This window comes from Microbacterium sp. NPDC064978, from assembly GCF_044543605.1.
In the GTDB taxonomy this organism is placed as follows: domain Bacteria; phylum Actinomycetota; class Actinomycetes; order Actinomycetales; family Microbacteriaceae; genus Microbacterium; species Microbacterium meiriae.
Genome location: NZ_JBITWF010000004.1, coordinates 154,351 through 176,536, shown reverse-complemented (window position 1 = coordinate 176,536; position 22,186 = coordinate 154,351). Strand labels below are relative to the sequence as shown.

Annotated in this window: 20 protein-coding genes and 1 riboswitch; of the genes, 13 read left to right on the top strand and 7 right to left on the bottom strand. The window is 70.6% G+C overall.

Annotation, left to right across the window (positions count from 1 at the left end; all coding sequences use genetic code 11):
• Positions 1–20: 20 nt before the first annotated feature.
• From ACIGJI_RS13795 to ACIGJI_RS13785, 3 genes are all read left to right on the top strand, one after another.
• Positions 21–1,082 carry an enoyl-CoA hydratase/isomerase family protein gene (locus tag ACIGJI_RS13795; RefSeq protein ID WP_363446349.1) on the top strand — a complete coding sequence of 354 codons (1,062 nt, stop codon included), beginning with the start codon at positions 21–23 and terminating at the stop codon, positions 1,080–1,082.
• Between the two features lie 212 nt (positions 1,083–1,294).
• Positions 1,295–3,022 (top strand): ABC transporter ATP-binding protein, encoded by a 1,728-nt coding sequence (locus ACIGJI_RS13790; protein ID WP_363446351.1) that lies wholly within the window; start codon positions 1,295–1,297, stop codon positions 3,020–3,022.
• Positions 3,019–5,343 carry an ABC transporter ATP-binding protein gene (locus tag ACIGJI_RS13785; protein WP_363446353.1) on the top strand — a complete coding sequence of 775 codons (2,325 nt, stop codon included), beginning with the start codon at positions 3,019–3,021 and terminating at the stop codon, positions 5,341–5,343. Before ACIGJI_RS13790 ends, ACIGJI_RS13785 begins: the two co-directional genes overlap by 4 nt.
• A gap of 58 nt (positions 5,344–5,401) precedes the next feature.
• Here the strand turns inward: ACIGJI_RS13785 and ACIGJI_RS13780 are convergent, their stop codons facing one another.
• Positions 5,402–6,883: a D-alanyl-D-alanine carboxypeptidase gene (locus ACIGJI_RS13780; RefSeq protein WP_363446355.1), complete on the bottom strand. Its 1,482-nt coding sequence runs from the start codon at positions 6,881–6,883 to the stop codon at positions 5,402–5,404.
• A 77-nt stretch (positions 6,884–6,960) separates the two neighbouring features.
• Positions 6,961–7,070, top strand: a riboswitch (TPP riboswitch).
• On the opposite strand from ACIGJI_RS13780, the gene ACIGJI_RS13775 reads away from it, so the two are divergent.
• The 5 genes from ACIGJI_RS13775 to ACIGJI_RS13755 all read left to right on the top strand — a co-directional run bounded on the left by ACIGJI_RS13775 (position 7,063) and on the right by ACIGJI_RS13755 (position 12,902).
• Positions 7,063–7,704, top strand: a complete 642-nt coding sequence (locus ACIGJI_RS13775) for an ECF transporter S component (protein ID WP_187662552.1) — start codon at positions 7,063–7,065, stop codon at positions 7,702–7,704. It overlaps the preceding riboswitch by 8 nt.
• Positions 7,704–9,161, top strand: a complete 1,458-nt coding sequence (locus tag ACIGJI_RS13770; protein WP_366244374.1) for an ABC transporter ATP-binding protein — start codon at positions 7,704–7,706, stop codon at positions 9,159–9,161. Before ACIGJI_RS13775 ends, ACIGJI_RS13770 begins: the two co-directional genes overlap by 1 nt.
• On the top strand, positions 9,158–9,949 hold the full coding sequence (locus ACIGJI_RS13765; RefSeq protein ID WP_363446359.1) for an energy-coupling factor transporter transmembrane component T: 792 nt from the start codon (positions 9,158–9,160) through the stop codon (positions 9,947–9,949). The genes ACIGJI_RS13770 and ACIGJI_RS13765 overlap by 4 nt, the downstream gene beginning before the upstream one ends.
• Positions 9,950–10,049: 100 nt before the next feature.
• Complete coding sequence (locus tag ACIGJI_RS13760) at positions 10,050–11,420, top strand: glutamate decarboxylase (RefSeq protein WP_363446361.1); 1,371 nt, start codon at positions 10,050–10,052, stop codon at positions 11,418–11,420.
• A 9-nt stretch (positions 11,421–11,429) separates the two neighbouring features.
• Positions 11,430–12,902 carry an amino acid permease gene (locus tag ACIGJI_RS13755; RefSeq protein WP_366244376.1) on the top strand — a complete coding sequence of 491 codons (1,473 nt, stop codon included), beginning with the start codon at positions 11,430–11,432 and terminating at the stop codon, positions 12,900–12,902.
• 7 nt (positions 12,903–12,909) lie between these two features.
• Here ACIGJI_RS13755 and ACIGJI_RS13750 read toward each other — a convergent pair whose 3' ends face one another.
• Positions 12,910–13,635, bottom strand: coding sequence for an aminoglycoside 3'-phosphotransferase (locus ACIGJI_RS13750; RefSeq protein WP_363446363.1), 726 nt, complete (start codon positions 13,633–13,635; stop codon positions 12,910–12,912).
• Between the two features lie 133 nt (positions 13,636–13,768).
• On the opposite strand from ACIGJI_RS13750, the gene ACIGJI_RS13745 reads away from it, so the two are divergent.
• Complete coding sequence (locus tag ACIGJI_RS13745) at positions 13,769–14,527, top strand: SDR family NAD(P)-dependent oxidoreductase (RefSeq protein WP_187662547.1); 759 nt, start codon at positions 13,769–13,771, stop codon at positions 14,525–14,527.
• Positions 14,528–14,607: 80 nt separating this feature from the next.
• Entirely contained in the window at positions 14,608–15,441 is an 834-nt protein-coding gene (locus ACIGJI_RS13740; RefSeq protein WP_259954372.1) for an NAD(P)-dependent oxidoreductase, read from the top strand.
• A gap of 98 nt (positions 15,442–15,539) precedes the next feature.
• On the opposite strand, the gene ACIGJI_RS13735 is transcribed toward ACIGJI_RS13740, so the two are convergent.
• The 3 genes from ACIGJI_RS13735 to ACIGJI_RS13725 are packed head-to-tail and all read right to left on the bottom strand — an operon-like array spanning position 15,540 to position 17,660.
• Complete coding sequence (locus ACIGJI_RS13735) at positions 15,540–16,289, bottom strand: sulfite exporter TauE/SafE family protein (protein WP_268777022.1); 750 nt, start codon at positions 16,287–16,289, stop codon at positions 15,540–15,542.
• Positions 16,286–16,984, bottom strand: a complete 699-nt coding sequence (locus ACIGJI_RS13730) for an ankyrin repeat domain-containing protein (RefSeq protein WP_363446365.1) — start codon at positions 16,982–16,984, stop codon at positions 16,286–16,288. Before ACIGJI_RS13730 ends, ACIGJI_RS13735 begins: the two co-directional genes overlap by 4 nt.
• 37 nt (positions 16,985–17,021) lie before the next feature.
• A complete protein-coding gene (locus ACIGJI_RS13725; RefSeq protein ID WP_363446367.1) occupies positions 17,022–17,660 on the bottom strand; it encodes a bifunctional 4-hydroxy-2-oxoglutarate aldolase/2-dehydro-3-deoxy-phosphogluconate aldolase in 639 nt (212 codons plus the stop codon).
• Between the two features lie 131 nt (positions 17,661–17,791).
• Between ACIGJI_RS13725 and rlmN the strand changes: the two genes are divergently transcribed.
• Positions 17,792–19,081: a 23S rRNA (adenine(2503)-C(2))-methyltransferase RlmN gene (gene rlmN, locus ACIGJI_RS13720; protein WP_232089110.1), complete on the top strand. Its 1,290-nt coding sequence runs from the start codon at positions 17,792–17,794 to the stop codon at positions 19,079–19,081.
• Here the strand turns inward: rlmN and ACIGJI_RS13715 are convergent.
• Positions 19,030–19,653 (bottom strand): NAD(P)H-dependent oxidoreductase, encoded by a 624-nt coding sequence (locus ACIGJI_RS13715; protein WP_187662543.1) that lies wholly within the window; start codon positions 19,651–19,653, stop codon positions 19,030–19,032. The genes rlmN and ACIGJI_RS13715 overlap by 52 nt on opposite strands.
• A 64-nt stretch (positions 19,654–19,717) precedes the next feature.
• Here ACIGJI_RS13715 and ACIGJI_RS13710 point away from each other — a divergent pair, with 64 nt between their 5' ends.
• Positions 19,718–20,275: a TetR/AcrR family transcriptional regulator gene (locus ACIGJI_RS13710; RefSeq protein ID WP_363446369.1), complete on the top strand. Its 558-nt coding sequence runs from the start codon at positions 19,718–19,720 to the stop codon at positions 20,273–20,275.
• Between the two features lie 120 nt (positions 20,276–20,395).
• The gene (locus tag ACIGJI_RS13705; protein WP_268777025.1) at positions 20,396–21,874 is read left to right on the top strand and encodes a DUF4407 domain-containing protein; all 1,479 of its coding nucleotides are present in this window, start codon (positions 20,396–20,398) and stop codon (positions 21,872–21,874) included.
• Here ACIGJI_RS13705 and ACIGJI_RS13700 read toward each other — a convergent pair.
• Positions 21,862–22,176, bottom strand: a complete 315-nt coding sequence (locus ACIGJI_RS13700) for a hypothetical protein (RefSeq protein ID WP_363446371.1) — start codon at positions 22,174–22,176, stop codon at positions 21,862–21,864. The genes ACIGJI_RS13705 and ACIGJI_RS13700 overlap by 13 nt on opposite strands.
• Positions 22,177–22,186: the final 10 nt, after the last annotated feature.

Here is a 22,186-nt window from a genome sequence, read left to right as displayed (position 1 = left end):
GACGGGGTAGCCTGGCACCCGTGACCGATACCCTCGCCGCGCCCCGTGTCCTCATCCGCACCGAAGGAGCGCTCGGGCGGCTCACGCTCAACCGCCCTGAGGCGATCAATGCGCTCGACGAGGACATGATCGCGGCCATCACGACGGCGCTCGTCGCGTGGCGCGACGATTCCGACGTGCAGATCGTCCTCATCGACGGCGAGGGTGAGCGCGGCATGTGCGCGGGCGGCGACGTGCGCCGCCTGCACAGCCAGATCACGTCGGGTCATCCGCAGCAGTCCGCAGAGTTCTTCCGCCGGGAGTACGCGATGAACGCCATGATCGCGGAGTATCCGAAGCCCGTGGTCGCGCTCGCCGACGGCATCACCATGGGCGGCGGCATCGGTCTCGCGGGGCACGCCGCGATCCGCGTGGTCACCGAGCGCTCGAAGCTCGCCATGCCGGAGACCCGGATCGGCTTCACGCCCGACGTCGGCGGCACGTGGCTGCTGGGGCGGGCGCCGGGACGGCTCGGCGAATACCTCGGTCTCACCGGGGCCACGATGAACGGTGCCGACGCCGTGTACGCGGGCTTCGCCGACCACTTCGTCCCCTCCGACCGCCTCGACGCGCTGCGCGAGGCTCTGGCGTACCGCGCCGATCCGACGAGCCCGAGCGAGATCGTCCTGCTCTTCGACGAGACGCCGGAGCCGTCCGCGCTCCCCGACGCGCGGGAGTGGATCGACGAGGTCTTCGCCGCCTCGACCGTGCCCGAGATCCTGGAGCGGCTGCGTGCGCTCGGCTCCGATGAAGCGGCCGCCGTCGCCGACCTGCTCGACGGACTGGCCCCGACCGGCCTCGTCGTGACCCTCGACGCCGTGCGGGAGGCGCGGGGGATGAGTGGGCTTCGTGCCGCGCTCGAAGGCGAGTACCGCCGGGTGCTGTGGTTCGTGAACGAGCACCCCGACCTGGTGGAGGGCATCCGGGCGCAGGTGGTCGACAAGGACCGCAACCCGAAGTGGCAGCCGGCCTCCCTCGCCGAGCTCGGCCCCGACGCCGGGGCGGCCGCGCGGGACTACGTTCCGCAGCCCGCGCTGTTCTGACGATCACGGCCCCGGTCACGACCGGGAAGTCCTTGATCGCCCGCGTGCAGAAATGGGCGGCGAGACGGAGGAGTGGTTCGCTGTGAGCGAAGGTCCTCCCGGAGGGGGATCCGAATGTCGCCGCTTCGTGGCACCCTGTCCTATGGCCGGTCGTCGGTCGGCATCCGTCTGCCGGGAGACCCGCCGCCTCCTCCTTCCTAGAAAGTCCGCCTGTGCTGGGAAAACTCCTCCTCCGATATCTGTCTCGCTACAAGTGGCTCCTCGTCGCCGTGCTGGTCTTCCAGTTCGCCAGCGCGGCCGCGACCCTCTACCTGCCCCGCCTCAACGCCGACATCATCGACAAGGGCGTCGCCCAGGGCGACACCGCGTACATCTGGCGCACCGGCCTGTTCATGCTGGCCGTGTCGCTCGGCCAGATCGTGGCCTCGGTCATCGCGACCTTCTTCGCCGCCCGCGCCGCGATGGGGGCGGGTCGTGACATCCGTGCCGACGTGTTCGGCAAGGTCAGCGGCTTCTCCGAGCGCGAGGTCTCGCAGTTCGGCGCCGGTTCCCTCATCACCCGCAACACGAACGACGTGCAGCAGGTGCAGATGCTGGCGATGATGGGCGCGACGATGCTCGTCACCGCGCCGCTGCTCGCGATCGGCGGCATCATCTTCGCCGTGCAGACCAACGCCGGGCTGAGCTGGCTGATCGCCGTCTCCGTCCCGGTGCTGCTCCTCCTCGCGGCACTCGTCATCGGCCGCATGGTCCCGCTGTTCCGCAGCTACCAGGGCAAGCTCGACAACGTGAACCGCATCATGCGCGAGCAGCTCACCGGCGTGCGCGTGGTGCGGGCCTTCGTCCGCGAGCGCATCGAGGAAGAGCGCTTCCGCGGCGCGAACACCGACATCATGGTCGTCGGCCGCAAGGTCGGCTCGCTGTTCGTGCTGCTGTTCCCGCTCTTCATGCTCATCCTCAACGTGACCGTGGTCGCCGTCATCTGGTTCGGCGGCATCGAGGTCAACAACGGCACCGTGCAGGTGGGCACGCTGTTCGCCTTCATGCAGTACATCGGTCAGATCATGGGCGGCGTCATCATGGCGAGCTTCATGGCCATGATGATCCCGCGCGCCGCCGTCTCGGCCGAGCGCATCGGCGAGGTTCTGAACACCGAGTCGACGATGACCCGTCCGGCGGACGGCGTCACCGTCTTCCCGACGCCGGGCGCCGTCGTCTTCGACGACGTGTCGTTCACCTACCCCGGTGCCGACGCCCCGGTCCTCACCGGCATCAGCTTCGCCGCGGAGCCGGGCGAGACCGTCGCCGTCGTGGGCTCCACCGGGTCGGGCAAGACCACGCTCGTCTCGCTCATCCCGCGCCTGTTCGACGTCTCCGGCGGCTCCGTGCACGTCGGCGGCACGGACGTGCGGAACGCCGACGTCGAAGCGCTGTGGGACAGCATCGGCCTCGTGCCGCAGCGGCCCTTCCTCTTCACCGGCACCGTGGCTTCCAACCTGCGCTACGGCCGCGAGGACGCGACGGACGAGGAGCTCTGGCACGCTCTCGAGATCGCTCAGGGTCGTGACTTCGTCGAGGAGATGCCGGACGGCCTGAACTCCCGCATCGCCCAGGGCGGAACGAACGTGTCCGGCGGTCAGCGACAGCGCCTCGCGATCGCGCGGGCCATCGTGCACCGGCCGCAGGTGCTCGTGTTCGACGACTCCTTCTCCGCACTCGACCTCACGACGGACGCCCGTCTGCGGCAGGCATTGTGGCGGGAGCTTCCGCACGTGACGAAGATCGTGGTCGCGCAGCGCGTCTCCACGATCACCGACGCCGACCGCATCGTGGTGCTTGAGGGCGGCACGATGGTCGGAGTCGGCACCCACGAGGAGCTGCTGGAGACCAGCGAGACCTACCGGGAGATCGTCGAGTCGCAGCTGGGGGTGGACGCATGAGCGAGCAGGACCCTTCGACACGCTCAGGGACCCAGGGTGCGGGGTCAGAGACCCAGGGTGCGGGGTCAGGGACCCAGGGGGCAGCGGCGCGGCGCCGCGGGCGAGGGAAGGCCCCGGCTCCCACGGCCGAGCGGGAGCTCACCGCCGAGGAGCAGTACGAGGCGGAGCTCGCCGAGCAGGCTCGGCAGCACTCCGGCGACTGGGACAGCGTCGCACCGGGCAAGGCCGACAACTTCGGCAAGAGCTTCGCCCGGATGATCGGGCTGCTCAAGCCCTCCGCCGTCTGGTTCGTCTTCGTGTCGATCCTCGGAGCGATCGGGGTCGTGCTGACCGTCGCCGCGCCGAAGGTGCTCGCCGAGGCGACGAACATCGTCTACCGCGGCTTCATCTCCATCCAGCTCGGCCAGCCGAGCGGCGACTTCCCCGGATTCCCCGCGGGGACGCCGCAGGACGTGGTGGTCGACGCGCTGCGTGATGCCGGACAGACCGACTTCGCGAACCAGGTGGGAGCGCTCGGCGACTTCCGGGTCGGCGACGGCATCGACTTCGACGCCCTGCGCTGGGTGATCGCGGCGGTCCTCGCGATCTACGTCGTGGCCGCGTTCCTCAGCTGGCTGCAGGGGTACGTCATCAACGTCATCATGGTCCGCACCATGTGGCGCCTGCGTGAGGCCGTCGAGGCGAAGATCAACCGGTTGCCGCTGGCGTACTTCGACAAGGTGCAGCGCGGCGAGCTGATCTCCCGCGTGACGAACGACATCGACAACATCACGCAGACCATGCAGCAGTCGCTGTCTGGTGCCCTGACCGCCGTGCTGACGGTGGTCGGCGTGCTCGTGATGATGTTCTCGATCTCGTGGCAGCTCGCGCTCGTGGCCCTCGTGGCGCTTCCGCTCATGGGCGTGATCTTCGGCGTCATCGGTCCGCGGTCGCAGAAGGCCTTCGGCACGCAGTGGCGCAAGGTCGGGCGGCTCAACGCCCGGGTCGAGGAGGCCTTCTCCGGCCACGCCCTGGTCAAGGTGTTCGGCCGCGAGCAGGACGCCCTGGACAAGTTCAAGGCCGAGAACGAGGAGCTGTTCCAGGCGAGCTTCAAGGCGCAGTTCCTCTCGGGCATCATCATGCCGGCGATGACCTTCGTCGGCAGCCTCACCTATGTCGGCATCGCGGTGCTCGGCGGCCTCATGGTCGCGAGCGGGCAGCTGCGCCTCGGCGACGTGCAGGCGTTCATCCAGTACTCGCAGCAGTTCACGCAGCCGCTGTCCGAGCTGGGCGGCATGGCTGCGGTCGTGCAGTCCGGCACGGCGTCGGCGGAGCGGGTGTTCGATCTGCTCGACTCCGACGAGCAGGAGGCCGACGGCCCTGACGCCCCCGCGCTCCGCGAGGGCGAGGGTGTGATCGAGTTCGAGAACGTCTCCTTCTCGTACTCGCCCGAGCGTCCCCTCATCACCGATCTGTCCTTCCGGGTGGAACCGGGGCAGACCGTCGCGATCGTCGGCCCCACGGGTGCGGGTAAGACGACGCTCGTGAACCTCATCATGCGGTTCTACGAGCTCAGCGGCGGCCGGATCATGCTCGACGGTCAGGACATCTCGACCATCACCCGGGACGAACTGCGCTCCCGCACCGGCATGGTGCTCCAGGACCCCTGGCTCTTCGCCGGGAGCATCCGCGAGAACATCCGCTACGGCCGTTCGACCGCGACGGACGAGGAGGTGCTGGCCGCGGCGAAGGCGACCTACGTCGACCGCTTCGTGCACGCGCTTCCGGACGGGTACGACACCGTGCTCGACGAGGACGCGTCGAACGTCTCGGCCGGTGAGCGCCAGCTCATCACGATCGCGCGGGCCTTCGTGGCGCAGCCGTCGATCCTCATCCTGGACGAGGCCACCTCGGCGGTCGACACCCGCACCGAGCTGCTGCTGCAGAACGCGATGGCGGCGCTCCGGCACGGACGGACCTCGTTCGTCATCGCGCACCGTCTGTCGACCATCCGCGACGCCGATCTCATCCTCGTGATGGAGCACGGCGACATCGTGGAGAAGGGCACGCATGACGAGCTCATCGCGGCGCAGGGCGCGTACTGGCGGCTGTACCAGTCGCAGTTCGAGCAGGCGGCGACCGACCTCGATGCGGAAGCGGCTCTCACCGGCTCGTCTCCGGTGGTCGTGACCGGCGAGGCGGACGCGGAAGCCAGTGCCGAGGAGCAGGCGGCGGACGCCGTGGCGGGAGCAGCCGTCGGCGCCCAGGTCCCGGCGGCCGAGTCCGCAGCAGCGCAGGCGCTTCTCGACGACGGCGCGGACGGCTCCACGCCCCGCGCCTGACCCGCTCCACGCACGATGCCCCACTCCGGATCCGGAGTGGGGCATCGTGCGTCAGGACTCAGTCGTCCCCGGAGATGCCGAAGAGCTCGAGCGGGTGGGTGAGCCGCCACCACGGGCTCGGACCGTCCAGGTCCTCGTCGAGGACGAGTGCGGTCTCTGTGCTGTCGACAGGGCCGGTCGTGGTCAAGGTGCCGACCGTCCCGTCCGCCTCCCGTTCCTCCCCGAGGTCGAACACCGTCGATGCGGTCGCGCTCGCCCCGTTCCACAGCACGACGTCGGCGTCCTCGCCCGCGACCACGTCGACGCGCTCACCCCAGGCGGTGACCACGCGCCCGACCACCGTGCCCGCCGGGACGGCCGGGCCCTGGGCCTGCAACGCCGCCTCCGTCTGGGCGAACAGCGCACGGGTGAGGGCGAGACGCGCCTCGTCGTCCTCCTGGTTCAGCGCCGCGGCGTAGAGCCGGACCGTCGAGTCGCCGACGGCGACGTCCTTGGCGGTCAGCAGATTCCACCCGACGAGGGTGCCCGTCTTGATGCCGACGACACCCGGATCGGCGAGCATCCCGTTCGTGTTCTCGACCTTGCCTGCCCCGGGCAGGTCGACAGACCGGGTTCCCACGATCTCGGCGAACACCGGGTTGCGCATGGCCATCTCGCCCAGGGCCACGAGGGCCTCGGGGGTGGCGACGTTGCGTTCATCGAATCCCGACGGCGTCACCACCGTGATGCCGGAGAGCCCGCGTTCGCCGAGCCAGACCTCGGCCGCGGCCGCGAACTCCCCGTCGGACCCCCAGATCTCCGACGCCAGCCGGTCGATGTAGTTGTTGGCCGAGCCGAGCAGGGTGCCCTGGAGAAGCTGGTACTCGGTCAGCACTCCGCCCACGGGGACATCGAGTGCGGACTGATTGGCGATCCGGTAGTCCCAGTAGCGGATGCTGTCGGCATACGTGAAGGCGAACTCCGGACCCTGCTCCCCGGGGGCGAGCGGCAGACGATCCAGCACCATGAGGCTGCTGACGACCTTCGTGATGCTCGCGATGCTCACCGGAGCGGTGGTGGACGCCGCGGTCGTCATCCCGGCGATCCCGACAGCGCCGTCGCCGACCGCGGGCCAGGCGAGCGCGGCGGTGGGGGCGGCGACCGGGGTGAACTCGACGGCCTGGACGGTCGGGGCGACCTCGTGCAGCGGCCAGAGCAGCGTGGTGCCGGCGTAGGAGGCGACGAGGCCGACGAGCACACCGAGCGGGACGAGCAGTCCGGGGCCGGCGATCGCGGGTCGCAGTTTCGCGTCGCGCAGCAATCCCGTCTCGTCCTCCGTGCCGGCCGAGGCGTCGAACTCGGGCGTCGACGACTCCGCGGCGACGAGCGACGGGTCCACCCAGGTCAGCGCGGTCGCCGGAGCCGACGCATCGGCCCACGACACCGCTTCCGTGACCGGAGGGTCGAGCGCGGGCTCGGCGGACACGGGTGCGGAGTCTTCGGGCCGCGCGTCGACGTCGACGCCGCCGGACGCTTCTTCAGGGGGATCGGAAGCGGTCACTCGCTTACGGTACCGAATACCGCCCGGAATCCGCCGTGCGCGGCTCGGGACGCGCGGGCGGAACGGGGTAGGATCGACAGCACAACCACGGGAGTCCGGCGAGCCGGGCTGAGAGGGAGCGAATCGCGCTTCGACCGTCGAACCTGATCTGGGTCATGCCAGCGCAGGGAGGAGTTCACATGAGTACGTCCACGTCCGCATCCGCGTCTGCGAAGAGCACGGCCGTTCCGGCGCGCGGCTATCTGCGCTGGCGCGTCGTCGACATCGTCGTCGCCAGCGTCCTCGGCGTCGCCGCCGGTCTGATCTTCCTGGCCTGGAACGTCGGATACCTGGGGCCGAAGGCCCTGCTCGAGCCGTTGCTTCCCGGCCTCCAAGGGCTCCTCGACGGCCCGTGGCTCTTCGCGGGCGTGCTCGGCGGGCTCATCATCCGCAAGGCGGGCGCCGCGATCTACGTCGAGCTGCTGGCCGCCGTCGTCTCGGCGCTCATCGGCAACCAGTGGGGCGGCTTCCTCACGCTCGAGGCAGGCCTCGTGCAGGGACTCGGTGCCGAGCTGATCTTCCTGCTGTTCTTCTACCGCCGCTGGTCGCTGCCCGTCGCGATCCTCGCCGGTGCCGGCGCTGCGCTCGCGGGCGGCATCAACAACCTCGTCCTCTGGTACGCCGGCTCCGGTCCCGCCTTCACCGCGATCTATCTCGTGAGCACCGTGATCTCCGGGGCGGTCATCGCCGGTGCGCTGTCCTGGGTGCTCGCGCGCGGCATCGCGGCGACGGGGGCTCTCGACCGTTTCGGCTCCGGGCGCGAGGCGCGCGTGCGCGTCTGATGTCGTCCGAGCAGGTCGCTCCCGCCGGCGTCGAGGCCCGGGGGTGGGGGTGGCGACACGCGAGTCGCCTCGCCTGGGCGCTGCGCGATGTCTCGTTCCGCGTCGAGCCCGGCGAGCGGGTTCTCGTGCTCGGGGCCTCTGGCGCGGGCAAATCCACACTGCTGCACGGCCTCGCCGGTGTGCTCGGCGGCGAGGAGGAGGGGGAGAGCGAGGGGGGGCTGCTCATCGACGGCGGCCCCGCCGTGGCCACCCGCGGTCGGGCCGGGCTCGTCCTCCAGGATCCCGACTCGCAGGTGATCCTCGCCCGCGCCGGCGACGATGTGGCCTTCGGCTGTGAGAACCTCGGGGTGCCGCGGGCGGAGATCTGGCCTCGTGTCGAGGCGGCCATGGCGGCCGTCGGCCTCGACGTGCCGCTCGACCATCCGACCGCGGCGCTCTCGGGCGGCCAGAAGCAGCGCCTCGCCCTGGCTGGCATGCTCGCGATGCGCCCCGGACTCGTGCTGCTGGACGAGCCGACGGCGAATCTCGATCCCGAGGGCGTGCGCGAGGTGAGGGATACGGTGGAGCGGATGCTCGCCGCGCGTCCCGCCACCCTCGTGGTCGTGGAGCATCGCCTCGAGGTGTGGCTGCCCCTCCTCACGCGGGTCATCGTGCTCGGCGCCGGCGGGGTCGTCGCGGACGGCACTCCCGCGGAGGTGCTCGGCACGGAGGGGGAGCGCCTGGCGGCGGACGGCGTGTGGGTACCCGGCCGCCCGCCGGCCGCGCCCCCCGCACCACGCGCGGCGCCCGGGGACGTGCTGCTCTCGGCGCACGGGCTGGCTGTCGCACGGGTGAAGGGGCGTCCGGTGGCGCACGACATCGACCTGGACGTGCGTGCCGGCGAGGCCCTCGCGATCACCGGGCCGAACGGCGCGGGCAAGTCCACGCTGGCCCTGACCCTCGCGGGGCTCCTCCCTCCCGCAGGGGGAGCCGTGATCGCGGCGCCGTCACTCGCGCAGGGGGCCAATCCGTCTCCGATCCGGTGGGCGTCTCGCGAGCTCCTCACGCGGATCGGGATGGTGTTCCAGGAACCGGAGCACCAGCTCCTCGCCAAGACCGTGCGCGACGAGCTCGCGGTCGGTCCCCGCGCCCTGGGCGTCCCCGATGACGAGGTGTCTGCCCGCGTCGACGAGCTGCTCACCCGCCTGCGGCTCGCGCACCTGGGTGCGGCGAATCCGTACACGCTCTCGGGCGGGGAGAAGCGCCGCCTGACGGTCGCGGCCGCGATCGCCACGAGACCCCGGGTGCTGATCCTCGACGAGCCGACCTTCGGCCAGGACGCCCGGACCTGGGCCGAGCTCGTGGCGATGCTCGCCACCCTCCGGGACGAGGGATCGGCGATCGTCACCATCACCCACGATCTCGATGTGGCCCGCGCTCTGCACGCCACCCGGTTCGTCCTGGGGGCACCGGCATGACGGTGCTCGCCCCCGCCCCCACCCGCACCGGCGTCGTCGCCCGCATCAATCCGGTCGCCAAGCTGGGGGTGAGCGCGCTCATCGCCGTGCCGCTGGTCCTCACGCTCGACCCGGTGTCGGCGGCCGTCGCCCTGGCACTCGAAGCGGTGCTGTTCCTCTTCGCGGGCATCGGCTGGCGGGAGTTCTGGGTGCGCACGTGGCCGGTCTGGCTCGCGGCGCCGCTGACCGGTCTCACCATCGCCCTCTACGGCGAGACGAGCGGCACCGTCTACGTCGACTGGTTCGTGCTGCGCATCAGCGAGGGGTCGCTCGCGCTCGCCGTCGCCACGATGCTGCGCGTGCTCGCGATCGCCCTGCCCTCCGTGGTCCTGTTCATCACGGTGGATCCCACGGATCTCGCCGACGGCCTCGGGCAGATCCTGCGGCTTCCGGCCCGATTCGTCCTCGGCGCGCTCGCCGGCCTGCGCATGGTGGGACTGTTCCTCGACGACTGGCGTGCTCTCGAACTCGCCCGTCGCGCGCGCGGCGTGGCCGACCGCGGTCGCATCCGGCGCTTCCTCGGCATGGCCTTCGCCCTGCTCGTGCTGTCGATCCGCCGGGGCGCGAAGCTCGCGACAGCGATGGAGGCGCGGGGCTTCGGCGCCCCCGGTCGTCGCACCTGGGCGCGCGAGTCCCGCTTCGGTGCGTCCGAGTGGATCCTGCTCGCCGTGGGGGCGGCGATCTCCGGGACGGCGATCGCCGCCGCGGTCGCCACCGGGGCCTGGAACTTCATCCTCGGGCCGTCCTGACCCTCACCCGTTTCGGACGAGGGTCCCTGGAGGTCGGTCAGAGGCGGGGCTAGCGTCCGCAGGAGACAGTGCCATCGACACCGACCGAAAGGGACGTCCCATGAGCATCTCCTCCGCCGACGACCAGCCGCTCTTCACGCGGCCGGGCGAGGCCACCGTCGCACCACGACACGTCATCCCCGACACCGAGTCGCTCCCCGCGACGGCGAAGCAGATCGTCGAAGACGAGACGATCCTCGACGGCAACGCACGCCTCAACCTCGCGACCTTCGTCAGCACCTGGATGGACGACGAGGCGAAGCAGGTCTACATGGCCTCCTTCGACAAGAACATGATCGACAAGGACGAGTATCCGCAGACCGCCGCCATCGAGGACAACTGCTGGCACATGCTCGCGAACCTGTGGAAGGCCCCGGATGCGGCGCGCAGCATCGGCACGTCGACGATCGGCTCCTCCGAGGCGTGCATGCTCGGCGGTCTCGCGTTCAAGCGTCGCTGGCAGCAGGCCCGCCGTGCCGCCGGCAAGGACGCCTCCACGCCGAACCTCGTGATGTCGAGCGCGGTGCAGGTGTGCTGGGAGAAGTTCTGCAACTACTTCGACGTCGAGCCGCGCTACGTGCCCATCAGCGAGGAGCACAAGACGCTCGACGGCCACGATCTCGAGAAGTACGTGGACGAGAACACCATCGGGGTCGTCGCCATCATGGGCGTCACCTACACCGGCATGTACGAGCCGGTGGCGGAGATCGCCGCGGCGCTCGACGCGATCCAGGAGAAGACCGGCCTCGACATCCCGATCCACGTGGACGGCGCCTCCGGTGCCATGATCGCTCCGTTCCTCCAGCCGGACCTCGTGTGGGACTTCCGGCTGGAGCGTGTGCACTCGATCAGCACCTCGGGGCACAAGTACGGTCTCGTCTACCCCGGCCTCGGCTGGGTGGTCTGGCGCGACGCACGGTGGCTGCCGGAGGACCTCGTCTTCCAGGTGAGCTACCTCGGCGGCGAGATGCCGACCTTCGCCCTGAACTTCTCCCGCCCCGGTGCTCAGGTGCTGCTGCAGTACTACCTGTTCCTCCGCCTCGGGTTCGAGGGCTACCGCGCGGTGCAGCAGGCCTCGCAGGACGTGGCGAAGTTCCTCTCCGCGGGCATCGCGAAGCTCGACGCGTTCGAGCTGTGGAACGACGGCAGCGACATCCCGGTGTTCGCCTGGCGCCTGAAGGACGGGCACACCGACAAGTGGACGCTCTACCACCTGCAGGATCGGCTCCGGATGCGCGGCTGGCTCGTCCCCGCGTACCCGATGCCCGCCGATCTGGAGGACCTCACAGTGCAGCGCATCGTCGTGCGCAACGGGCTCAGCATGGACCTGGCCGCCGAACTGCTCGACGCCATCACCGCCGAGGTGGCCCACCTCGACGCGCTCACGGCCCCCATGCCGTCCGACCACCCCGACTCGGCGTTCCACCACTAGGGGGCCGAGATGTCCGCTCCGCAGTCCGGTCCGACCGGCGCGGCGCCCGCGCCGCGCGTCTCCCGTCCCGCCGTCGCCGTCCTCGGCATCGGCCAGCTCGCCCTGCTCACCCTGGTCGTGGTCGCGAGCCTGCGGTCGCTGCCCGCGATGGCGATCTACGGCCTCGGCAGCATCACGCTGTACCTCATCCCCGCGGTGCTGTTCCTCGTCCCCACCGCCCTCGTCGCCGCGGAGCTGGCGACGGGGTGGAAGGGCGGGGTGTACGTCTGGGTGCGGGAGGCCCTCGGCAACCGCTGGGGGTTCACCGCAGTGTGGCTGCAGTGGATCCAGAACGTCGTCTGGTTCCCCACGCAGCTCGCGTTCGTGGCCGGCGCCCTCGCCTTCGTCTTCCTCGACCCCTCGCTGTCCAGCTCCGGCTTCTTCACGGCCGTCATCATCATCGTCTGCTACTGGGGCGCCACGCTCATCACGCTCCGCGGCGGCGACCTCTTCGCCAAGCTGGGCTCGTGGGGTGGCATCATCGGCACGCTGTTCCCGGCGGTGCTGCTCATCGTGTTCGGGGCGGTGTGGGTCTTCAGCGGGGAGAAGAGCCAGGTGCCGCTCGAGGCCTCGGCGGTGATCCCGCCGTTCACGGGTCTCGCGTCCATCGTGCTGATCGTCTCGAACGTGCTGGCCTACGCCGGCATGGAGGTGAACGCGGTCCACGTGAATCAGATGAAGGATCCCGGCAAGGGCTACCCGCGCTCGGTGTTCCTCGCCGCCGGCCTCATCCTGCTCGTCTTCATCCTGCCCACCATCGCGATCGCGGTCGCGGTGCCGAAGAAGGAGCTCGGGCTGACGAACGGCATCATGCTCGCGTTCGGGGAGTACTTCGACCACTGGGACATGGGATGGGCGACGGCCGTCGTGTCCGCGCTCATCGCCGCCGGTGCTCTCGCCTCGGTCGTGACCTGGGTCGCCGGTCCCTCCAAGGGCGTGCTGGCGGCCGCGGAGACGGGACTGCTCCCGCCGCTGCTGCAGAAGCGGAACAAGGCCGGTGTGCAGTCCGGCATCCTGATGCTCCAGGGAACCATCGTCACGATCCTCGCGGCGATCTTCATCATCGTGCCCAACGTCAGCGCCGCCTTCGTGGCGCTCATCGACATGGCCGCCGCGCTGTACCTCATCATGTACATGCTCATGTTCGCCTCGGCGATGGTGCTGCGGCGGAAGGCGCCGGACGTCCCCCGTGCCTACCGGGTGAAGGCTCTCCCGTTCGTCGCCGGCGTCGGGTTCTTCGCCTGCCTCGCGGCGTTCCTGCTCGCCTTCATCCCGCCCGACGGCTTCACCGCGTTCCCGGCCGCCGCGTACCCGTGGATCGTCGGTGTCGTGATCGTCGTGCTCGGCGCTCCGCCGTTGCTGTTCTACGCGCTGCGGAAACCGTCGTGGGACCGGCGCCCGGCCGACGGGAGCCTCCTCAGCGACGCCCACCCGGAGGCGTGAGCCCGGCTCAGGACTCGTTCCAGAGCCGTCGGTAGTACTCCAGCCTCAGGCGGTCGGGGTCGACGCCGTAGGCCGCGATGAGCGTGTCCTCCCACCCGGGACCGAAGTTCCACAGCGTGCTCATGGCGGCCACGGCGATGTCGGCCCACCGGTCGGCGACCCCGAGCGCGGCGAGGTCGACGTGGGCGACCGGACGGCCGTCGTCGTCGAGCAGGGTGTTGGGGAGGCACGCGTCGCCGTGGCAGACCACGAGCCGATCGACAGGCGGGGGCTCGTGCAGGTCCGTCGGCACCGTCGTGCCGCGGGCGGCGGCGTTCGCGATGCGCTCCGCCGGGCTCCACGTCCACGGGCACTCCGCGACGGGGAGGGCGTCGTGCAGGAGGCGCAGACCGACCCCGACCGCGCGCACGGCGGTCTCCGGAGACGACGCCCAGCGCGGATCCACCGCACTGCTGCCGGGGAGGGCTGTCGTCACGAGCCACTCGTACGCCTCGTCCTGGCCCTGGGAGATCACCTCGGGCACGGTGGTCCAGGTGCGGGCCCAGCGCATCCGCTCGGCCTCGTCACGCATGTTCGCCTCGGGATCGAGGGGACCCCATTTGATGTAGCGGCCGTCATCGGTGCGGAAGGTCAGGCCGCCGAGCGCGTTGCGCCACGCGGGGGTCAGTGCCGCCCCGGCGGCGAGTTCGCGCACCCGGGCGGGGACCTCGACGGACGCTGCGGGGATGCTCACCCGTCCATCCTGCCGGAACGCCGGTGTCGTAGGCTCGGGGCAACGCGGCAGGCCTGCGGTGACACCAAGAACCGCATAGGCTGGGACTGCGTTCCATGCATGTCGCACGACGACGTTCGAAGGAGAGCATCAGATGCAGATCAGCGGACAGGGGGCCCTCGTCACCGGGGGCGCCTCCGGACTCGGACTCGCGACCGCCCGTCGGCTCACGGCCGCGGGCGCGCACGTCACCATCATCGACCTCGCCTCGTCTAAGGGGGAGGAGGTCGCGGCGGAGCTCGGCGGTCTCTTCGTCCCCGCCGACGTGACGAGCGTCGACGAGGTCAAGGCCGCCGTCGCCGCCGCACAGGCCGCCGCACCGCTACGGGTCGTCGTGAACTGCGCCGGCATCGCCCCGCCCGCCAAGGTGCTCGACCGGGACGGCACCCCCGCCGTCCTCGCCGACTTCGAGCGGATCGTCCGGATCAATCTCGTCGGCACGTTCAACGTGATCTCCCAGGCCGCCGCCGTCATCGCCGCGAACGAGCTGCACGACGAGGAGCGGGGCGTGGTCGTGAACACGGCGAGCGTCGCCGCGTTCGACGGGCAGATCGGGCAGCCGGCGTACTCGGCCTCCAAGGGCGGGGTGCACGCGATGACCCTGCCGATCGCCCGCGAGCTCGCCCGCCACGCCATCCGGGTGTGCACGATCGCCCCCGGGATCATGGAGACGCCGATGCTCATGGGGCTGCCGCAGGAGGCGCAGGACTCGCTCGGTCAGCAGGTGCCGTTCCCCGCTCGCCTCGGACGCCCCGACGAGTACGCCGCCCTCGTGCAGCAGATCGTCGAGAACGGCTACCTCAACGGCGAGACCATCCGCCTCGACGGCGCCATCCGCATGGCCCCGCGGTGACCCCTCCCGGCGTTCGAATCGCCTGAATGACCCGATTCGAGCCGGAAATCCAGCCAATCACGCGATTCGAAACGAGAACCATGAGCACACTCGCCGGAAAGACCATCCTCATGTCGGGCGGCAGCCGCGGGATCGGCCTCGCGATCGCCCTGCGCGCGGCCGCGGACGGCGCGAACATCGCGATGCTCGCCAAGACCGACTCCCCGCACCCGAAGCTCGAGGGCACCGTGCACAGCGCTGCCGAGCAGATCCGCGCCGCCGGCGGCCAGGCGCTGCCGATCGTGGGCGACGTGCGGGACGACGACCACATCACCGAGGCCGTCATGAAGACGCAGGGCGAGTTCGGCGGGATCGACATCGTCCTCAACAACGCCAGCGTCATCGACCTCTCCCGGTCGCTCGACCTCTCCGCGAAGAAGTACGACCTGATGCAGGACGTGAACGTCCGCGGCACCTTCATGCTCTCCCGGGCCGCAGTGCCCATCCTCAGGGACGCCGAGAACCCGCACATCCTCTCGCTCTCGCCGCCGCTGAACCCCACCCCGAAGTGGCTCGGCGCCCACACCGGGTACACGCTGGCGAAGTACGGCATGACGATGGTCACGCTCGGACTCGCGGCGGAGTTCGCGGCCGACGGCATCGCCGCCAACACACTGTGGCCGCGCACGACGATCGCGACGGCCGCGGTGCAGAACCTCCTCGGCGGGGACAAGGTGATGGCCGCGAGCCGGACGGCGGACATCTACGCCGACGCCGCCTATGCCGTGCTCACCCAGCCGGCGCGCACGTACACGGGGCAGTCGCTGATCGTGGAGGATGTGCTCGAGGCGAACGGCGTCACCGACTTCTCGGGCTACGCCGCCGTCCCCGGCACTCCGGACAGCGCGCTGTTCCCCGACATCTTCCTCGACTGACGCGCTTCGACAGGCTCGGCGACCCATCGCTGGGTCCCCGAGCCTGTCGAAGGGGTGGGTCCCTGAGCCCGTCGAAGGTCGCTGAGCCGGTCGAAGGGCTAGAGCAGCAGGTACACGGCACCGAGGACCGTCAGCACGATCACGATGCGGTCGAAGAGCCGCTGGTCCAGGCGCCGCGCCACCCGCAGGCCGAGCAGCGCGCCGAGCACCACGAGCGGCGCGAGGATCGCATCGGTGAGCAGCACGGGGCCGGTGAACAGCCCGATCCCGGCGAGGAACGGCACTTTGATCACGTTGATGATCGCGAAGAACCAGGCGGAGGTGCCGAGGAAAACCTGGACGGGCGTGCGGGTGGCGAGGAAGTACATCGACATCACCGGCCCGCCCGCGTTGGCCACCATGGTCGTGAAGCCGCCCAGCGTCCCGTAGACCCCGGCCAGCACCGCACCGCCCCTGGCCGCCGCCTCCTCCTCCGCCCTGGCCTTCCGCCACCGGCGCCACAGGGTCACGGCGATCATGAGCAGCAGGATCACGCCGATGGCGCGGCGAACGACCCCGTCTCCGGTCAGTGCGAGGAACGCGAAGCCGAAGAGGAGTCCTGCCACGACCGCCGGTGCGAGCCGCAGCAGCGTGGGCCAGTGCGCATGCCGTCGATAGGCGAGCAGCGCGAACACGTCACCCACCATGAGCAGCAGGAGTGTCGCCGCCGTGGAGGTCCGCGCCGGGAGCACGGCGGCGAACAGGGCGATCGCGAGGATGCTGCCGCCCGGAAGAGCGGTCTTCGAGATCCCGATGACGACCGCGGCCACGCCGAGAGCGGCCCAGGCCCAGGGATCGAGCGCTGTCACCGCCGGAGCTCGGCGACGATGGCGTCGTACCCGCGGGCGGCCGCGAGGTGGACCGGCAGCACGCCGTCGCCGTCGCGGATGGTCGCGTCGGCGCCGCCGTCGAGGAGAGTGCGCACCACCTCGACGTACCGGGCGGAGCCGTCGCCGAGCACGATCGCCTCGTGCAGGGCGGTCCAGCCGAGGTTGTTGATGTGGTCCGGATCGACGCCCGCCTCCAGGAGGATCTCGACCGTCGGCAGCAGGCCGCGCTCGGACGCGGGGATCAGCGCCGTGCCGCCGAAGCGGTTCGTGCTGCGGAGGTCGGCCCCGTGCGCCAGGGTCATCCGCAGGATCTCGTCATGCCCGCGGGCGCCGGCGTAGAGATAGGCGGAGTCCTGGATGTCGTCCTTTGCGTTCACGTCGGCGCCAGCCTCGATCAGGAGCCGTGCCGCGTCGACGCGGTTCGCCTTGGTGGCCGCGACCAGGGGAGTCATGCCGCCGTCGCCGCGGGCCTCGATGTCGGCGCCCGCGTCGAGCGCGCGGCGGACCGCGTCAGCGTCGCCCGCGGCGGCCGCAGCGAGCAGGTCGGATGTGGCGTCGGTCATGGGAGCCTCCGGGGTCGGTGGTGCGGGATGCGACGGCGCGGCCGTGCAGGCCGAGGCGAGCAGCAGCGCGCCCGCGAGCGCGACAGCCGCCGCCACCCGTCGCATCCGCATGCATCCGGTATACCAAATGATTCCGGAGGTGGGCGGTTCAGCCTCGCGTGGCAGCGAGGGCGGCCGCGAACCGCGAGGCCCGCTGCTCGATGTCCGCCCAGTCCGCGTTCGCGATGGCGGTGCCGTTCGCGAGGTCTCCACCGGCTCCCACGGCGACAGCGCCCGCCGCGAACCAGTCGGCGAGGTTGTCGGGCTTCACGCCGCCCGTGGGCATCAGCGGGGCGTCGGGGAACGGTCCGCGCAGCGCCCCGAGGTAGGCGGGGCCGCCGAGCGAGGCGGGGAAGATCTTCACGACGTCGACGCCGAGCTCGAGTGCGCCCATGACCTCGGTCGGCGTCATCGCGCCGGTCATCACGACGCGGTCGGTGTCGAGCATGGCGCGCGTGAGATCGGGAAGGGTTCCCGGGCTGACGAGGAACGCGGCACCCGCGTCGGCGGCCCGGGTCGCCTGCTCCGACGTCGTGACGGTGCCGGCGCCGATGTACGCGGCGTCTCCGTGACGGGCGATGAGTTCGCGGATCACGGCCGGGGCGTCCGGAGTCGAGAAGGTCACCTCGATGCCGGAGACGCCGCCGCGGATGATCGCCTCCGAGGCCTCCAGGGCCAGTTCCGGCGACGGGGCGCGGAGGACGGCGAGGATGCCGGTGGTGCGGGCGCGGGCGAGACGGTCGGACATGCTGCTCCTTGATCGAGGGGACGGGCCCATTCTTCCGCACCGCAACTTGTCATTACAAGTAGCCGGGGAGCGGCGTGGGAAGAGGGGTCGTGCCCAGGCGCCTCCCACCCGCATCCCGGTACCCTGGAGGGATGGCCGAGAACCCCCGCACACCCGAGACGCGCTCCGCGACAGCGCCCGCGTCGTCCCGTTCGGGGGCGATCCGCGAGACCCGTACCCCGCAGGTGCGCCCCGCGACCGAGGGCTGGACCCAGAAGAAGGACGCGGAAGGGCGCCCCCTGCTGCAGTTCGCGAGCCCGAAGCGCGGCAAGCCGCCGGTCCACCTCGCCGACCTCACCCCGGCCGAGCGCATCGAGAAGGTGAAGGAACTCGGGCTCCCCGGCTTCCGTGCCAAGCAGCTCGCCACCCACTACTTCCGGCACTACACGTCCGACCCCGCGGAGATGACCGACCTCCCCGCCGGTATCCGCGACGAGCTGGTCGCCGGCATGCTTCCGCCCCTCATGACCGAGGTGCGACGACTGGAGACCGACCGCGGCGACACCATCAAGTTCCTGTGGCGTCTGCATGACGGTGCTCTCGTCGAGTCCGTCCTCATGCGCTATCCCGGCCGCATCACGCTCTGCGTGTCGAGCCAGGCCGGCTGTGGCATGAACTGCCCGTTCTGCGCCACCGGGCAGGCGGGACTGACCCGCAACATGTCCACCGCGGAGATCATCGAGCAGATCGTCCGGGCGAACCGGGCCATCGCCAACGGTGAGCTGGGCGGCAAGAAGCGCGACGACCACAGCATGGAGCGCGTCTCCAACATCGTCTTCATGGGGATGGGAGAGCCGCTCGCCAACTACAAGCGCGTCATGGACGCGGTGCGCACCATGGTCGCCCCGCAGCCCGATGGTCTCGGCATGAGCGCGCGTGGCATCACGGTGTCCACCGTGGGTCTCGTGCCCGCGATCCGGAAGCTCGCCGACGAGAACATCCCCGTCACGTTCGCCTTGTCGCTGCACGCCCCTGACGACCACCTTCGCGACGAGCTCATCCCCGTGAATTCGCGGTGGAAGGTCGACGAGGCGCTCGATGCGGCCTACGACTACTACGCCAAGACCGGTCGTCGGGTGTCCATCGAGTACGCACTCATCAAGGACATGAACGACCATGCGTGGCGGGCCGACCTGCTGGCTGAGAAGCTCAACCAGCGCGGTCGCGGGTGGGTGCACGTGAACCCGATCCCGCTGAACCCGACGCCGGGTTCGATCTGGACGTCGTCGGAGAAGGACGTCACGGACGAGTTCGTGCGGCGGCTGAACGACGCCGGCATCCCGACGACGCTCCGCGACACCCGTGGCAAGGAGATCGACGGCGCCTGCGGTCAGCTCGTGGCGACGACCGAGGACGAGGCTGCTGCCGCTGCCCTGGCCTGACGCGCGCGGTCGCGAGCCGCATCCGCGGCGCCGAGTCGCTCGGCCCGGTCGAGCCATCCGGTGATGGTCGCAGGGCGGGCGTGCTTCACGCCCAGCATCCGCGTTGTGCGGACGGCGCGGATGCCGCAGAAGCGCAGAGTGTTGCGGGCGACCTGGGTGTGCGCGGGCATTCCGGTGAACGGCACGGCGTACCAGGGCGTGTCCGCGAGCAGGAGCAGCCGGCCGTGCCGCGCCGGGAGGAGCCCCTGGGGGAGTCCGCGCTTCGTGTAGCGGTACTCCTGCTGGGGGAGGAGGGTGCGGTCGAAGAACCCTTTGAGCAGTGCGGGCACCGAGCCCCACCACAGCGGGGTGGTGACCACGAGCGCATCGGCTTCGTGGAGCGCGCGCCGCGCGTCGACGAGGTCGGGCTCGAGCGTCATGCGCTCCCGGTAGCCGAATCGCAGGTTCGGGTCGAAGTCGAGGTCGCGCAGCGCGAGCAGGCGCGCATCGCCGTGGCCGTCCGCGTAACGACGGGCGAGGGCGGCGGTGAGCGAGCGGGCGTCGGGGTGGCCGTCGATGACGAGTGCGGACATGCGGTTCCTATCTGGACAGTGTCAACCTGGTTGGACAGTGTCAACATAGGAAACAATGTTGCTTATGTCAAGTTCGAAGGACGGCTACCACCACGGCGATCTGGCGCGTGCGCTCGAGGACGCCGCGATGCGGCTGCTCGAGACGAGACCGGCCGCCGAGATCAGCCTCCGCGAAGTGGCGCGCGCGGCGAACGTCAGCCACAACGCCCCCTATCACCACTTCTCCGATCGCCTCGGGCTGCTCAAGGCCCTGGCCGAGCGGAGCATGGCCGACCTCCTCCGGCAGGTGCGTGTGGCGGCCCAGGGTGCCGCGACGCCGCACGACGCCCTCGTCGCCGGAGGATCGGCCTACATCCGCTTCGCCGTCGAGCATCCCCACGCGTTCGATGCCGTCTACGACCCCACCGTGTGCGTACCGGGGTCTCCTACCGAGACCATGGCCCCGCTGATCGAGGCGCTCGAGGGCGTGCTCGCGGAGGCGGCCGCCGCGGCGGGGCTCGACCGCCCGGCGGACGTCGTGTCGCTGTGGGGGCTGATGCACGGCCTGGGCACCCTCGCCGCGGCCGGCCACTTCACGCTCGGCGACGCCCTGTCCGCCTACGCGGCCTCTCTCACCCGCTGACTCTTTCGAGTCGCGCACCTTGCTCCATTCCCGGCCGAGATGGAGCGATCTGCGCGATTCGAAGGGTTCTCGCCCCGGTCTTCCACGCTACGCACAGGCGGAGTTTCGTAGATTGTCGGGATGCCCTATTCCGCCCACCGCCCGGGTCGCTTCGACTCGCAGGGTCGGATCATCCTCGACGGCGACCCGAACGCCGACACGGATGACCTCGACTTCCTGCGCGAGTACGAGCCGACCGGCGACACACCCGCGCAGCCCGACGTCGCGTCCGACGACCCGACGTCCGAGCCGGTGACGGCGCCCGACGCCCCGGTCGACGCGGAGCCCGCCCCCGACCGTCCGGCGCGCCCGCAGCGCGTCCGGAAGTCGCGTCGCCGGCGCACCGCCGCCGAACGCCTCCGTGCTCTCGCGATCCTCGGCGGGGCCGAAGGGGAGATCCTCGACCGCGTCCCGGGTGAGACCCCGCGCTTCGTGCAGATGTTCTTCGTGCTCGCCGGGACCGCCTTGGTCAGCGCGATCTCCATGCTCTTCGCCCTGACGACGGGGGTGCGCGCGGCGGTCTGGCTGGCCATCCCGCTCGCGATCGTGTGGGCACTGATCATCTTCAACCTCGACCGCTTCCTCACCTCGACCATGACGTCGACCCGCAACGTCTGGAAGCTCATCGGCCTCGCGATCCCCCGCGTCATCATGGCGGCGATCATCGGGTTCGTCGTCGCGGAGCCGCTCGTGCTGCAGATCTTCCACAACGACATCTCCCGGGAGGTCGCCGCGACCAACATCGTGCAGGCGCAGTCCGACCAGGAGGCGCTCGAGACCGGTCCGGAGAAGAAGGCGCTGGACGCGGCGTCCGAGCGCGTCGCGGCGCTTGAGAACCAGGCGGCGACGGGCATCGTCGCCGGGACCGAGTCGTCATCGGCCACGGAGTCCGCCGCCCAGTCCACGGTCGACGATCTGACGGCCAAGCTCACGGAGCAGCAGGCCGTGATCGACCAGGCGCGGACGCTGTATCAGTGCGAGCTCACCGGCGAGGGCGCCGGCACCGTTCCCGGCTGCACCGGTGTGAACGGCGAGGGGGCGAGCTCGCAGGCCGCGCAGGCCCAGCTCGCCGAGGCCCAGCAGACCTACGATGCACTGGCCGCCCAGCTCCGCACGGCCAACGAGGAGCTCGCCGCTGCCGGAAGCGCCGCCAAGGAGAACACCACGGCGTCGGAGTCGCAGAACCGTCAGCAGGCGCAGGACGAGCTCCCCGCCGCGCGCGACACGTATGAGCAAGCGCTCGCGGCTTACAACGCCCGGGCGGACTCCGTGGCGCAGGGCAACGCCGGGGCGGTGGGACTGCTGAGCCAGATCAGCGGCCTCAACCGTCTGAGCGAGAAGGAGCCCACGATCCTGTGGGCGCACATCCTCATCGCGGCGCTGTTCTTCATGATCGAGCTGCTGCCGGTGCTGGTGAAGGTGCTCACGAGCTACGGCGACCCGAGCCTCTACGAGAAGGCGCTGGCCATCCGCAAGCAGGTCGCCCTGGACAGGGTGACGGCGGAGGGCTTCCGCGACCGCGCCGACATCGTCACCACCCCCGGGGCTCAGGCCACCTGACTCCTTTCGAATCGCTCACTGTGCTCCATCCCGGCCGGGCTTGGGACAAAGTGGGCGATTCGAACGCGGGAGAGGTCCCCGGACCGGGACGCCAGCGCGAGAGAACGGGTCAGGGCGACCGTGGATGGGGTGGTCTGCCACGGGGTGCCGGTCACGACGGCCTCGATGAGCGCCAGCGGCTGGCGGAGGGTGGGGTCGTGGGTGCGGGCGTCGTCGCCGAGCCAGTCGAGGAGTTCGCCCATGGTCCAATCCCGGTCGATTGGACCGAGATCGAGCCCGAAGCTGGTCGTGGGAACTGTCATTGGTCCAGAA